This is a genomic window from Phenylobacterium sp., assembly GCF_044358365.1.
In the GTDB taxonomy this organism is placed as follows: domain Bacteria; phylum Pseudomonadota; class Alphaproteobacteria; order Caulobacterales; family Caulobacteraceae; genus Phenylobacterium.
Genome location: NZ_JBIKNZ010000001.1, coordinates 55,246 through 68,227, shown reverse-complemented (window position 1 = coordinate 68,227; position 12,982 = coordinate 55,246). Strand labels below are relative to the sequence as shown.

The 12,982-nt window shown below is 66.7% G+C and carries 13 protein-coding genes; 7 read left to right on the top strand and 6 right to left on the bottom strand.

Annotation, left to right across the window (positions count from 1 at the left end):
• The first annotated feature begins 25 nt into the window (after positions 1–25).
• Positions 26–529 (top strand): L,D-transpeptidase, encoded by a 504-nt coding sequence (locus tag ACIQ3B_RS00385; protein ID WP_397399016.1) that lies wholly within the window; start codon positions 26–28, stop codon positions 527–529.
• Here the strand turns inward: ACIQ3B_RS00385 and ACIQ3B_RS00380 are convergent.
• Complete coding sequence (locus tag ACIQ3B_RS00380; protein ID WP_397399015.1) at positions 526–1,182, bottom strand: YggS family pyridoxal phosphate-dependent enzyme; 657 nt, start codon at positions 1,180–1,182, stop codon at positions 526–528. The genes ACIQ3B_RS00385 and ACIQ3B_RS00380 overlap by 4 nt on opposite strands.
• Before the next feature lie 67 nt (positions 1,183–1,249).
• Between ACIQ3B_RS00380 and ACIQ3B_RS00375 the strand changes: the two genes are divergently transcribed.
• A complete protein-coding gene (locus ACIQ3B_RS00375; RefSeq protein ID WP_397399013.1) occupies positions 1,250–1,783 on the top strand; it encodes a thiamine phosphate synthase in 534 nt (177 codons plus the stop codon).
• On the opposite strand, the gene ACIQ3B_RS00370 is transcribed toward ACIQ3B_RS00375, so the two are convergent.
• Positions 1,780–2,163, bottom strand: a complete 384-nt coding sequence (locus ACIQ3B_RS00370) for an NtrZ family periplasmic regulatory protein (protein WP_397399011.1) — start codon at positions 2,161–2,163, stop codon at positions 1,780–1,782. The genes ACIQ3B_RS00375 and ACIQ3B_RS00370 overlap by 4 nt on opposite strands.
• A 287-nt stretch (positions 2,164–2,450) precedes the next feature.
• Between ACIQ3B_RS00370 and ACIQ3B_RS00365 the strand changes: the two genes are divergently transcribed.
• From ACIQ3B_RS00365 to ACIQ3B_RS00345, 5 genes are all read left to right on the top strand, one after another.
• On the top strand, positions 2,451–2,894 hold the full coding sequence (locus ACIQ3B_RS00365) for a DUF3576 domain-containing protein (RefSeq protein WP_397399009.1): 444 nt from the start codon (positions 2,451–2,453) through the stop codon (positions 2,892–2,894).
• An 81-nt stretch (positions 2,895–2,975) separates the two neighbouring features.
• Positions 2,976–5,543, top strand: a complete 2,568-nt coding sequence (leuS, locus tag ACIQ3B_RS00360) for a leucine--tRNA ligase (RefSeq protein WP_397399007.1) — start codon at positions 2,976–2,978, stop codon at positions 5,541–5,543.
• Positions 5,540–6,046, top strand: a complete 507-nt coding sequence (gene lptE, locus ACIQ3B_RS00355) for an LPS assembly lipoprotein LptE (RefSeq protein ID WP_397399005.1) — start codon at positions 5,540–5,542, stop codon at positions 6,044–6,046. Before leuS ends, lptE begins: the two co-directional genes overlap by 4 nt.
• Positions 6,047–6,142: 96 nt before the next feature.
• Positions 6,143–7,189, top strand: a complete 1,047-nt coding sequence (holA, locus tag ACIQ3B_RS00350) for a DNA polymerase III subunit delta (protein WP_397399003.1) — start codon at positions 6,143–6,145, stop codon at positions 7,187–7,189.
• Positions 7,190–7,285: 96 nt separating this feature from the next.
• Positions 7,286–8,347, top strand: a complete 1,062-nt coding sequence (locus ACIQ3B_RS00345; RefSeq protein WP_397399001.1) for a hypothetical protein — start codon at positions 7,286–7,288, stop codon at positions 8,345–8,347.
• A gap of 396 nt (positions 8,348–8,743) precedes the next feature.
• Here the strand turns inward: ACIQ3B_RS00345 and ACIQ3B_RS00340 are convergent, their stop codons facing one another.
• Genes ACIQ3B_RS00340 through mnmG form a run of 4 tightly spaced genes read right to left on the bottom strand, consistent with a single transcriptional unit; the run spans position 8,744 to position 12,968 of the window.
• Positions 8,744–9,610, bottom strand: a complete 867-nt coding sequence (locus ACIQ3B_RS00340; protein WP_397398999.1) for a ParB/RepB/Spo0J family partition protein — start codon at positions 9,608–9,610, stop codon at positions 8,744–8,746.
• Positions 9,610–10,431, bottom strand: a complete 822-nt coding sequence (locus ACIQ3B_RS00335; RefSeq protein WP_397398997.1) for a ParA family protein — start codon at positions 10,429–10,431, stop codon at positions 9,610–9,612. Before ACIQ3B_RS00335 ends, ACIQ3B_RS00340 begins: the two co-directional genes overlap by 1 nt.
• Positions 10,415–11,098 carry a 16S rRNA (guanine(527)-N(7))-methyltransferase RsmG gene (rsmG, locus tag ACIQ3B_RS00330; RefSeq protein ID WP_397399152.1) on the bottom strand — a complete coding sequence of 228 codons (684 nt, stop codon included), beginning with the start codon at positions 11,096–11,098 and terminating at the stop codon, positions 10,415–10,417. The genes ACIQ3B_RS00335 and rsmG overlap by 17 nt, the downstream gene beginning before the upstream one ends.
• Positions 11,099–11,120: 22 nt before the next feature.
• Positions 11,121–12,968, bottom strand: coding sequence for a tRNA uridine-5-carboxymethylaminomethyl(34) synthesis enzyme MnmG (gene mnmG / locus ACIQ3B_RS00325; RefSeq protein ID WP_397398995.1), 1,848 nt, complete (start codon positions 12,966–12,968; stop codon positions 11,121–11,123).
• Positions 12,969–12,982 lie beyond the last annotated feature (14 nt).

Sequence of the window (12,982 nt, the reverse complement as noted above, 5' to 3'; positions counted from 1 at the left end):
TGCGCCAAAGGGTTTCGAGGGTTTTGTGATCTTCAGGGCGACGGGAGATGGCTTTCTGGATGTGGGCGGGCGCCGGGTTCGGTGCGCGCTGGGTCCTGCAGGTGTGGTCCCGGCGGCGATGAAGCGGGAGGGCGACGGGGCCTCACCGGCGGGCATCTGGCCGATTCGCGAGGTGCTTTATCGCGCTGACCGGGTTGCGGCGCCGCGCACGCGGCTCGCCGTTCGCCCTATCGGTCAGGATGATGGCTGGTGCGATGATTCGGCGGATCCAGCCTACAATCAGCCGGTACGATTGCCCTATCCCGCCAGCGCGGAGGCGTTCTGGCGGGACGATCACGTCTACGACATCATCGTGATCCTGGGCCACAATGACAGCCCACCGGTCGCCGGCATGGGCTCGGCGATCTTCCTGCACATCTGTCGGCCTGACTATTCGCCGACCGAGGGTTGCGTGGCCGTGGCGCGCGCAGATCTGGAAGAGCTGCTGACGACGGCGCAACCGGGCGACGCCCTGGAGATCGCCCCTTAGCTGCGGGCGCCGAATACCGCCGAGCCAACGCGCACGCTGGTGGCGCCAAACCGGATGGCGGTCTCGAAGTCGCCGCTCATGCCCATGGACAAACACTCCAGGCCGTTTCGCGCGGCGATCTTGCCCAACAGGGCAAAATGGGGGCCGGGCGGCTCGTCAGCGGGCGGAATGCACATGAGCCCTTCGATCTTCAGGCCATAGGTCGTTCTGCAGGCGGCGATGAAGCTGTCGGCCTCAGCCGGGACCACGCCCGCCTTCTGGTCCTCCTCGCCGGTATTCACCTGGATGTAGAGGCGCGGCGCCCTGCCCTGTTTCAGGATCTCGTCAGCGAGGGCGCGGGCCAGACGTTCACGGTCCAGGGTCTCGATCACATCAAAGAACTGGACCGCCTCCCGGGCCTTGTTGGTCTGCAAGGGGCCGATGAGATGCAGGGTGAGGTCGTCCGCCTTGCCGTCCCAGCGGGCCATGGCCTCCTGAACGCGGTTTTCGCCGAAGACCCGCTGGCCCGCCGAGAGCACGGGCTCGATGGCGTCCCAGGCCTGGGTTTTCGACACCGCCACCAGGGTGACAGACGACGGATCGCGCCCGGCGGCTTGCGCGGCGCTGGCGATCCGGGCCACGACATCGGTATAGGCTTGTGGAGGCGTGGCCATTTCCGGTTTCTGGACCTTGCAGAGGACGGCGCGGTTGTTACCCGCCCGGCGAGGCCTGCGAAAGGCCTTGCCCGCGCTTCTGTTCTTTACTGACCCGGTCCGGACACCGGAGCCCGAGGTGATCGCCGAGCGTCTGCCGCCCGGAAGCGCCATCGTCTATCGGGCCTTCGGCGCGACCGGCGCGCTGGAGCGGGCCAGGAGCCTCAAGCAAGTGGCGCTGCGGCGCGGTCTGAAACTGATCATCGGTCGGGATGTGGCGCTGGCCCGGCGGGTGGGCGCAGACGGGGTCCATCTACCGGAAGCGCTCGCTCATCGCGCACTGGCGGTCCGTCGGATGAACCCTGGGTGGATCGTGACGAGCGCCGCACACTCTTTCGCCGCCGCCCGTCTCAGCCGCGCCGACGCCGTGGTGATGTCGGTGGCCTTTCCGTCACGCAGCGCCTCGGCCGGTCCGGCCATGGGCCCGATCCGGCTCTCGCTCCTGATCCGGGGCTCGGGTCGCGCTGTCTATGCGCTTGGGGGGATCAACGACGTCACGGCCTCTCGCCTGCTGGCGACGGGTGCGATCGGCATTGCGGGGGTAGACGGCCTGGCCGGTTAGAACCGGAACGCGGTCTGCAGTGTCACCTTGGGGGCGTCCGCCGGTCGCGCGGCATACGGAGGCACCTTCAGGTCCTGTTCGCCGAGCGCCACAGAGCCGCCGACCCGCAGCGAGGGGGTGATACGGAAATAGGCACCGGCCTGAACGTCATTGGCCACGGCAGGCCGCTCGCGCGGCTGCTGGATATCCAGGGTGACACCGAAGCGGCCCCTGCTGGCGTCCCACTTCAGGGCTCGCCCGGCATTGGGCGCGGCGGTGGTCGGTTCCGACTTCACCGTGAAATCCACGACCTTGCCCTTATCAGCGGCCATGGCGCTCCCGCCCGACACGCTGAGAAGCGCGGCGGCGGCGAGCGCAAGGCTGATGTGAGGGAGGTTCATCTTGAGGTCTATATGGTCCCAACGATTGCAGACCGCCATACTCAACAGCATTACGATTGCAATCTGTTTAAGGGTCGCCCGGATAGTGCGGTCAACATGAGTCGCCTTGGACTCGCCAAGATCGGTCGATATGCCCGGGGTCTGTGGCGCTTCCGCCACGCGATTCCTGTTTGGCCCGCCGGATCGCATTGATATAGAGGGCGCCGGCGCGGGGCGGCGCCGTGGTGTGCAAACACCGCGGAAACTGGTGGAGACCGATACATATGCCGTTTGAGCGTGGATTCCGGATGCGCGGTTTGGCAGTCGCGGCGGCGGCGATCAGCCTTGTGGGGCTGAGCGCTTGCAGCAGCGTGCCCCTGATCGGCGGCAGCCCCAAGGTCCAGGCGTCTGGCGACAACGCCGCGGCGATCGGGGTGAACGGCTATCTGTGGCGCGCTTCGCTGGATACGCTGTCCTTCATGCCGCTGGCCTCGGCCGACCCCTATGGCGGCGTGATCGTCACCGAGTGGTACATCAATCCGGAAAAGCCGGACGAGCGGTTCAAATGCACCGTCTATATTCTGGACGCGCGTCTGCGCGCCGACGGCCTGAACGTGGCGGTCTTCAAGCAGAACCGCGACGCCAGCGGCGCCTGGATTGACGCTCCGCATTCCGGCCAGACCGAGACGGACATCGAGAATTCCATCCTGACCCGGGCGCGCCAGCTTCGACTTTCGAACATCAAGGGCTGATAACCCCTCCGTTCGAAGGTTGGCGCCTGATCCACCAGGCCGTTGACCGGATGTCCAACTCCAGTCCAAAGGCCGACGGCAATGGCCCGATATAATCCCAAGGAAACCGAACCGCGCTGGCGCAAGGCCTGGACGGAGGCTGACGCCTTCCGTGCGGTGATCGATCACGACAAGCCCAAGTACTATGTGCTGGAGATGTTTCCCTACCCCTCCGGGCGCCTGCACATGGGCCATGTGCGCAACTATGCCCTGGGCGACGTCATTGCCCGGTTCAAGCGGGCGCGGGGCTTCTCCGTTCTGCACCCGATGGGATGGGATGCGTTTGGCCTGCCGGCTGAAAATGCGGCGATGGAGCGCGGCGTCGATCCGAAGCTCTGGACCTATGAAAACATTGCGCGGATGCGTGATGAACTGAAGGAGCTGGGCCTCAGCATCGACTGGTCGCGGGAATTCGCGACCTGCGACCCGGGGTACTACGGCAAGCAGCAGGCGTGGTTTCTGGACCTGTTTGCGGCGGGGTTGGTCTATCGCAAGGAGAGCGTGGTCAACTGGGATCCGGTGGACCAGACGGTGCTGGCCAATGAGCAGGTGGTCGATGGCAGGGGCTGGCGCTCGGGCGCTGTTGTGGAAAAACGCAAGCTTAATCAATGGTCTATGCGGATCACGGACTACGCCGGGCAACTGACTGATGACCTGCAGACCCTGGATCGCTGGCCCGAAAAGGTGCGGGTGATGCAGGAGAACTGGATAGGGCGCTCGAAGGGCCTGAAGTTCCGGTTCCACTTGGCCGGTGAGGCCCCGGCCGGGGATACCCTCGAAGTCTACACAACGCGGCCGGACACGCTGTACGGCGCCAGTTTCGTGGGCATAGCGCCCGACCACCCGCTGGCCGAAGTCGTGGCGGCGCGCGACCCCGCGGCCGCTGCCTATATTGCGGAATGCCGCAAGGGCGCGGCCACCCAGGCCGGGATCGATACGGCCGAGAAGACCGGCTACGACACCGGCCTGAAGGTGAAGCATCCGTTTGACCCGAGCTGGGAGCTGCCGGTCTGGATCGCCAACTTCATCCTGATGGATTACGGAACCGGCGCGATCTTCGCCTGCCCGGCCCATGATCAGCGGGACCTGGATTTTGCGCGCAAGTACGGCCTGCCGGTCAGGCCTGTGGTGCTGCCGCCCGGCGAAGACGCGGCCGCCTATCGGATCGACAAAGAGGCCTATGTGGGGCCCGGCGCCATCTATAGTTCCGATTTTCTGACCGGTCTGGACATCGAGGCCGCCAAGGCGGTCGCCATCGCCCGCATTGAAGCCCAGGGCGACGGGGACGGCGCCACGGTCTATCGCCTGCGCGACTGGGGCGTTTCGCGGCAACGGGCCTGGGGGTGCCCCATTCCGGTGGTGCACTGCGCCGCCTGTGGCGTGGTGGCGGTTCCCAAGGACCAGCTGCCCCTCACCCACCCTGCGGATATCGAGTTTGGCAAGTCCGGCAACGCCCTGGACCGCCACCCGACCTGGAAGCATGCGCCCTGCCCGACCTGCGGCGGTCCGGCCACGCGCGAGACCGACACCCTGGACACCTTCGTGGACTCGTCCTGGTACTTCGCGCGATTTGCCAATCCGGATGCGGCCGAACCTATCGACAAGGCCGCCGCCGACTACTGGCTGCCAGTGGATCAGTACATCGGCGGGATCGAGCACGCCGTACTGCATCTGCTGTATGCCCGCTTCGTCACCAAGGCGCTGGCCGACCAGGGGATGCTGAGCGTTCGCGAGCCCTTTGCCGGTCTGTTCACCCAGGGCATGGTCACGCACGAAACCTATCGCCGTCAGAACGGCGACTGGGTGGAGCCGGGCGAGGTCGAGGTGACTGTCGAGGGCTCGTCTCGCCGGGCAAAACTGCTGGCGACCGGCGAGCCGGTGGTGATCGGCGACAGCGAGAAGATGTCCAAGTCCAAGCGCAACACGGTGGCGCCCGGCGACATCTTCGAGGCCTACGGTGTGGACGCCGCGCGCCTGTTCGTCCTGTCCGATAGCCCACCCGAGCGCGACAGCCTGTGGTCCAGCGCGGGTGTCCAGGGCGCCTGGCGGTTTGTGAACCGGGTCTGGGACGAATTTGACAGCCAGCCGGCTGGGCCGCCACCCGGCGTGGCTCTGGATCCGGACCTGCAGCGCGCCACGCACAAGCTGGTGAAGCAGGTGACGGAAGCCATCGACACCTTCCGCTTCAATTCCGGCATCGCCCGCCTTTACGAGTTCCTGAACCTTCTGAAGGCGAACCCCGCGCAGGGCGCAACCGCCGGCGTGCTGGCGGCCCGCCATGAGGCGCTGGGCGCATTTGCGCGCCTGATCGGCCCGTTCACCCCACATCTGGCCGAAGCGTGCTGGGAGCGTATCGGCGGCGCGGGCATGGTGGTCGCCGCCGCCTGGCCAACGTTTGATCCCGCCCTGACGGAAGACGCGATGAAGATCCTGCCGGTGCAGGTCAACGGCAAGCGTCGGGGCGAGATTTCGGCGCCTGCGGGGGCCGAGCCGGCGGACGTCGAGAAGATGGTGCTTGACGATCCGGAGATCGCAAGGCGCCTTGAGGGCCTGACCATTCGGAAGGTGATTGTCGTGAAGGACCGCATCGTGAATATCGTCGCGGCATGAGACAGCTCCTCGCCCCCGCATTGCTCGTTGCCGGCCTGCTGCTCAGCGGCTGCGCCGGCTTCCAGCCGCTCTATGCCCAGCCAGGCGTTACCCGCGATCTCGGGGCGATCGAGGTGACGGCCCCGGCGGGCCGGACCGGCTATCTGATGCGCCAGCACCTGGACGATGCGTTCGCCAAGAACCACTCCGTGGCGCCGCGCTACACCATGGACCTGGCGCTGGCCGAGGCGCGCTATCCGCGCGGCGTGCGGATCGACAATGTGGCGACGCGCTATGAGTACGTGCTGACCGTGACCTATGTGCTGAAGGATCTGCCATCGGGCGCGGTGGCCAGGCGCGGCCGGGTACGGGTCGAGCTGACCTATGACAGTGCCGACCAGCCCTATGCCTCGATCTCGGCGCAGCAGGATGCTCAGGATCGGGCTACCGATGAGGCGGCGCGGCGGATCGAGCTGGAACTCGCGGCCTGGCTTGGCACCACGGCAAAGGTGGCCGCAAAGTAGGTTTTTGCGCGCATCCCGGCGAGGGGCCATGCACAAGCGGCGGTACAGGGCATCGCCCGTCGCCCCTCGCAGGAGAGGCATTTTGGGGTTGCATCCATGATCCTCGGCAAACGACCGGACATCGAGCGGTTCCTGTCGCGGCCGGACGCGGGTATCCGCGCGGCGCTGATCTATGGTCGCGACATGGGCGTGGTGCACGACCGGGGCCATCAACTGGCGGCGAAGCTGGTCGCCAATCCGGACGATCCCTTTGATGTGGCCATCCTGACCGAGGTTGACCTGGCCGACGACGGCGGGCGGCTTGAAGGGGAGCTGGCGGCCCAGTCCCTCATGGGGGGGCGGCGCCTGGTCCGGCTGCGCCTCACCGCCGAGAAGCCCGCCGCGGACAAGCTGGCCGCCGAGGCCCTGACGCGACATGCGGCGGGAGAGTTGAACCCCGACGCCTTTTTCCTGATCGAGGCCGGAAACCTCGGACGGGATTCGGCCCTTCGAAAGGTGGCCGAAAAGGTCCCGGCCGCCGCGACCATCCCCTGTTACGAGGATGAACCGGGTGACGTGGCCAGGCTGGTTCGCGAGACCCTGGCCAAGGACAATGTGAGCCTGAGCCAGGAGGCTCTTTCGCTGTTTGTGGCGCGTATGCCCAAGGAGCGCGGCGTGGCTCGCCAGGAGATCGAGCGGCTAGCGCTCTATCTGGGCCAGGGCGCCACGGCGGGGCCGGCCGATCTTGAGCCCTTCCTGGGCGTAGAACCTGAGGCTTCCCTGTTTGACGCGGCGTCTGACGCCTTCGGCGGTCGGCTGGGCGAGGCGCAGGCCGGCCTGAGGCGGGCCGCCCAGGAGGGTGAGAGCGGTCCTGCGGCAGTGCGGGCCGTGGGCATGCATCTGGCCAAGCTTCGTCGCGTGCTGACGCTGGCCAAGGCCGGCGCCGGCCTGCAGGAGGCGGCCAAGGCGTCGGGCGTATTCTGGAAACAGGAGCGGGAGTTTCTGCGGCAGGCGCGTTCCTGGACGCTGGCCGAACTTGATCGCATACAGCCGGAGGTGCTGGCGGCGGACAGGGCCTGCAAGACCGCGGGCTCGCCGGATCGGCTGATCGCCGAGCGGCTGGCGTTGACCGTGGCAGGCCGGGCGCGGCGTCTGGGCCTGTAGCGGTTGAGCCCGGGCTCCGGCGGCGCTAGCTTGTCTGCGGCCCCCTGGAGACGCACTGAAGTTGCGCGCGGGCCATGCGCTGGGGAGGCGCCGGGGATGTTCAGATCTGTTCTTGTGGCCATTGCGGCCCTGTCGCTGGCGACAGCCACACATGCGCAGGACCAGGCGCCGCGCCCGGTGACTACCTACAAGGCGCCGCGCGCGGCTGATGGCCACCCCAGTCTTGAGGGTGTCTGGACCAACGCATCGATCACCCGGCTTGAGCGCAATTCCAGGCACGGCGCGACGCTTTCCTTGACCGAGATGGAGGTCGGGAAGATCGAGGCTCGTAATCAGGCGCTTATCGACCTTGGCAACCGCCCCACAGCGCCCAACGCCACGGTGACGGACCTCCCGGCGGACTGCTCCGACGGTCGCGGCACCGATTGCAACTACAACGCCGCCTGGACAGATCCCGGCAGCGTGGTGATGCGGGTGGGTGGTCAGGGACGAAATGGCTTCATCACCTCAACGCCCGACGGGCGCGTGCCGATGCGCCCCGGCCTGAAACCCCGGCCCCGCAACGGCGGACCCAGCGATCACCCCGAGAGCCGGGCGCTGGGCGAGCGCTGCCTGCTGTCGTTCGGGACGTCCTCCGGACCGGTGATGACGCCGGGCCTCTACAACAACACCTACCAGATCGTTCAGACACGCGACCACGTGGCGATTGTGGTGGAGATGGTCCATGACGCGCGGATCATTCGCATCGGGGGCAAGCATCAGACTGCCGCTATCCGGCCCTGGATGGGCGATTCCATCGGGCGCTGGGAAGGCGAAACACTGGTGGTCGAGACGGTGGGCTTCCACCCCCAGCAGGTCTTTCGGGGCGCCTCGGAGCATCTGAAGGTGACCGAACGATTCACGCCGGTGTCTGCCGACCGGATGCACTACGGCTTCTGGGTGGAGGACCCCACTGTGTTTCGCCAGCCCTGGGGCGGGGAATACGAGTTCTCGCGGCTCAACGGCATGATCTACGAATACGCCTGCCACGAGGGTAACTATGGTCTGGCCAACATCCTCTCCGGCGCGCGCGAGGAGGAACGGACGGGGGTCAAGACCGCGCCTACCAACATCGACCAGGTGGCGGCGCAGGGTGAAGAGGGCGGCGAGGAGAACTGAGGGCCGGCGATAGACGCTGGTCGCGGGCCATCACGGCCTCGGGCAGGCTATTGCATCGGCAAGAAGCTACTCAGGGCTGCGACTTTCCTTCGCTGCCACCTCCTTCCCCCCTTGTGGGAGAAGGTGGCCGCCGCAGGCGGTCGGATGAGGGGTCGCACCGACCTATGACAGGGGTGGCGGCGTCCCGACCACCTCGAAAATGCGCGCGCTGACCTGCCATTCCCTGAGCTGGATGTCATAGGGTGATCTATCCTGAGCCGGTTTTCGACCCCTCATCCGTCAGGCTTCGCCTGCCACCTTCTCCCACAGGGGGAGAAGGTACGTGAGAGCACAAACGACGATGCATGAAACCCATGACTCCGCGGGGGAGAAACGGGCACGCCACCTCTTCCCGCCCTACCGTCGCATCAGGCGGCGGCAGAGTTCGTCGAGTTGTTCCAGCGACGCATACTTGACCCGAACCTCGCCCGTGCCACCGCGGTCATCGACGGCGACATACATGCCGAGCGCATCTTCCAGGTCTGACTCGAGCGAGGCCGTATCTGCGTCCCTGGATTTTCGGGGGCCTGAGGCCTTACGGGGCTTTGGCGCCTTGCCGCGAACCATCGCCTCGGCTTCGCGAACGGAGAGCTGTTTTTCCACCACGAGCTCGGCGACCTGACCCGGGTTGTCCGCCGTCAGAAGAGCCCGGGCGTGGCCGGCGGTCAGACGACCGTGGATCACATGCTGCTGCACCGCCTCTGGTAGCTGAAGCAGGCGGATGGTGTTGGCGACGTGGCTGCGGCTCTTGCCCACGGCGGTAGCCGCCTGATCCTGGGTGTGGCCAAAGCGCTGCATCAGGGCGCGATAGGCCTGAGCCTCTTCCATGGCGTTCAGGTCTTCCCGCTGGACGTTCTCGACGATCGAGATTTCCAGGGCGCGTTCGTCGTCGAGGGTGCGGACGAGGGCCGGGATAACCCCCAGACCCACCCGCTGGGCCGCGCGCCAGCGGCGCTCACCGGCGACGATTTCATACTCGCCCGGCCTTCGGGGTGAAGGGCGCACCAGGATCGGCTGCAGAATGCCCTTGTCGCGGATGGAGTCGGCCAGGGTGGCGATCTCTTCCTCGCGGAAGTTCTGGCGTGGCTGATCCGGGTTTGAATGGACCAGTTCGATGGGGATCTCGCGCACGCCATCGGCTGGCTCGCCTGCGTGGGCGATCTCCTCGGCCTCGCCGAGCAGGGCCGAAAGACCCCGGCCCAATCCTCTGCGGTTTTCCGCCATCAGCTGACTTCCAGTTGCGTATTGCGACGGCGGCGCTCGCGGAGCACCACCTCGCGGGCAAGCCTGAGATAGGCCTGGCTGCCCGCGCACTTCAGATCATAGACAAGCACCGGCTTGCCGAAAGACGGCGCCTCGGACACCCGTACATTCCGCGGGATCACGGTCTGGTAGACGGTCTCGCCGAAGTGGGTGCGGACATCGCCGGCGACCTGCTCGGACAGGGAATTCCGGCGATCGTACATGGTTAGGACGATGCCCTGGATCTCCAACCGTGGATTGAGACTGCCGCGCACCAGATCGATGGTGCGCATCAGCTGGCTGAGGCCTTCCAGTGCAAAGAACTCGCACTGCAAGGGGACGAGAACTGCGTCAGCGGCCGCCATGGCGTTGACCGTCAACAGATTCAGAGACGGCGGGCAGTCAATCAGCACGTAGGTGTAGCGGCGACCATCACGCAGGGGCTCAAGCGCATCACGCAACTTGAAGGAGCGACGCGCGTGTTGGCCCAGCTCCAGCTCAACTCCCGATAGATCCGGATCAGACGGGATCAGGTCCAGACCCGGCACCGTGGTGGTCACCACCGACTCGGTAAGGCGTTTCTCGCCCATCAGGACGTCATAGAGGGTGTGCCGGCGTTGCGCCCGACCCACACCCAGGCCGGTGGAGGCGTTGCCCTGTGGATCGGAGTCGATCAGCAGCACCTTCTCGCCGACGGCGGCCAGAGCTGTGCCGAGATTGATCGCGGTTGTCGTCTTGCCGACGCCGCCCTTCTGGTTGGCGACGACAAGGACACGTAGGGCCGGGTCAGACTTTTCGGGCACGGCCAAGCCTCTTCACGCGCACGATACGGCCCCCTGGATCACTGAGGGAGGGGACCACATCGGCCTCATACTCCCAATATCTTGCGGCCTCGGTCATATCTGCCACCACATCTTGTCCCTTCAGGAACAGCCCCTGCGCATCCATGGCCAAGTATGACCGAGCATAACCGAACAGGCGATGGAGCGGGGCGCAGGCGCGCGCGGTTACAACGTCCACGGCCAGGGTCAGGGTCTCGGCGCGGGCGTTGTGAACGGTCGCGGGAAGGCCCAGATCGGCGACGACTTCCGAGAGAAACCGGCACCGTTTCGTCATGCTTTCCACCAGATGCACGTGAAACCCGGGGCGGTCCTTGCCGAGGATCGCCAGCACCAGGCCCGGGAAGCCGGCGCCGGCGCCGAGATCGGCCCAGGTGAGGGCGTCCGGGGCCAGACGGATCAGCTGGGCCGAGTCCCACGCGTGGCGGTTCCAGAAATCCGGCAGGGTGGCTGGGCCAACCAGGTTCATGTTCTCGTTCCAGGCCGTGAGGAGCTCGAGGAACCGGGTGAGATCGGCGACCTGGTCGGGCGTGGCCTTTGCAACGCGGGCGAAGCTGGCCGCGTCCGTGACACGGCGGCGCTCTTCTCCTCCCCCCTCCCCCGATGGGGGAGGAGAAGGGCTTGCCGACAGTTTCCGGTGTTTCTCCGCCACGTCAGGCCGCCCGACGTCGCACGTGCGCCAGCAGGGCGGTCAGGGCTCCGGGGGTGACGCCTTCGATGCGGCCGGCCTGGCCGAGGGTGGCGGGGCGGACCGCGATCAGCTTCTCGCGAACCTCATTGGAGAGGCCGCCAATGCCGGCGTAGTCAAGTTCGGCGGGGAGCCGCAGGTTCTCGTCGCGTCGGAAGGCGTCGGCGTCGGCGACCTGGCGGTCGAGATAGCCGGCGTAGGCCGCGTCGATCTCCACCTGTTCGCGCACGTCAGCCCGCCAGGCTGCAACCTCCGGCCAGATCGCCGCCAGATCCTCGAAGCTGATGGTGGGATAGGCCAGAAGCTCGATGAGGTTGCGCCGTTGCCCATCAGCCTTGACGGGCAGGCCCGTGCGGGCGGCGGCGGTCGAGGTCAGGGTCAGGGTGCGCGCATGATCACGGGCCCGGGTGAGGGCGTCAGCCTTTTCCATGAAGACGGCCGCGCGGCGCGGACCCACTAGGCCCAGCGCAACCCCTCTGGCGGTCAGACGCTGATCGGCGTTGTCGGCCCGCAGCGTCAGGCGAAACTCGGCGCGACTGGTGAACATCCGGTAGGGTTCGGTGACGCCCTTGGTGACGAGGTCGTCGATCAAAACGCCGATATAGGCCTCATCGCGGGCGAATTCGGCGGGGTCCGCGCCTGAAGCTGCGCGGGCGGCGTTGAGACCGGCCACCAGACCCTGGGCGGCGGCCTCCTCATAGCCCGTGGTGCCGTTGATCTGGCCGGCCAGATAGAGGCCGGGCAGCCGCTTGACTTCCAGGGTGGGGGCGAGCTCGCGCGGATCGACGTAGTCATACTCGATGGCGTAGCCGTGGCGTTTGACCACCACGTTCTGGAGCCCCGGAATGGTGCGCAGAAACAGGTCCTGCGTCTCGGCGGACACAGAGGTGGATATGCCGTTGGGATAGACCGTCGTGTCGTCCAGGCCCTCCGGTTCCAGGAAGATCTGGTGGGCGGTCTTGTCGCGGAACCGGACCACCTTGTCCTCGATGGAGGGACAGTAGCGTGGGCCGATCCCGGTGACGCGGCCGCCATAGACGGCGGATTCGCCCAGACGCTCGGCGATGATCTGATGCGTGGCCTCAGTCGTCCAGGTGATGCCGCACTGAACCTGGGGGGTCGTGATGGTGTCGGTGAGGAACGAGAACGGCACGGGCGCGGCGTCTGCGTCCTGCATCTCCAGTCCGTCCCAGGCGATCGTCGCGCCATCCAGGCGGGCAGGGGTGCCGGTCTTCAGTCGGCCCATCTTCAGGCCTGACGCGTAGAGCCTGTCCGAGAGGCCGATGGCCGGGGCGTCGCCGATGCGGCCCGCGGGGATGCGCTGATCGCCCTGATGGATCATGCCCTTGAGGAACGTGCCCGTGGTGAGCACCACGCGGCCAGCGCGGTAGGTCTGGCCCGCCGCGCTGACAACCCCCTGAACGGCGCCATGGACGACCACGAGGTCCTCCACAGCGGCAGCCTCGATGGTCAGGTTGGGCGTAGCGGCCAGTTCGGCCTGCATGGCCTGGCGATAGAGGCGGCGGTCGATCTGGCTGCGGGGCCCCCGGACGGCGGCGCCCTTCGAGCGGTTGAGCATCCGGAACTGGATGCCCGCGATGTCGGCCAGGCGACCCATGATCCCGTCCAGGGCGTCGATCTCGCGGACCAGGTGACCCTTGCCGAGGCCGCCGATGGCGGGATTGCAGCTCATTTCACCGATGGTTTCGAGCTTGTGGGTCAGCAGCAGGGTGCGCGCGCCGAAGCGCGCGGCTGCGGCTGCGGCCTCACAGCCGGCGTGTCCTCCACCGATGACGATCACATCCCAGGTCATGCGGCCGCTGATAT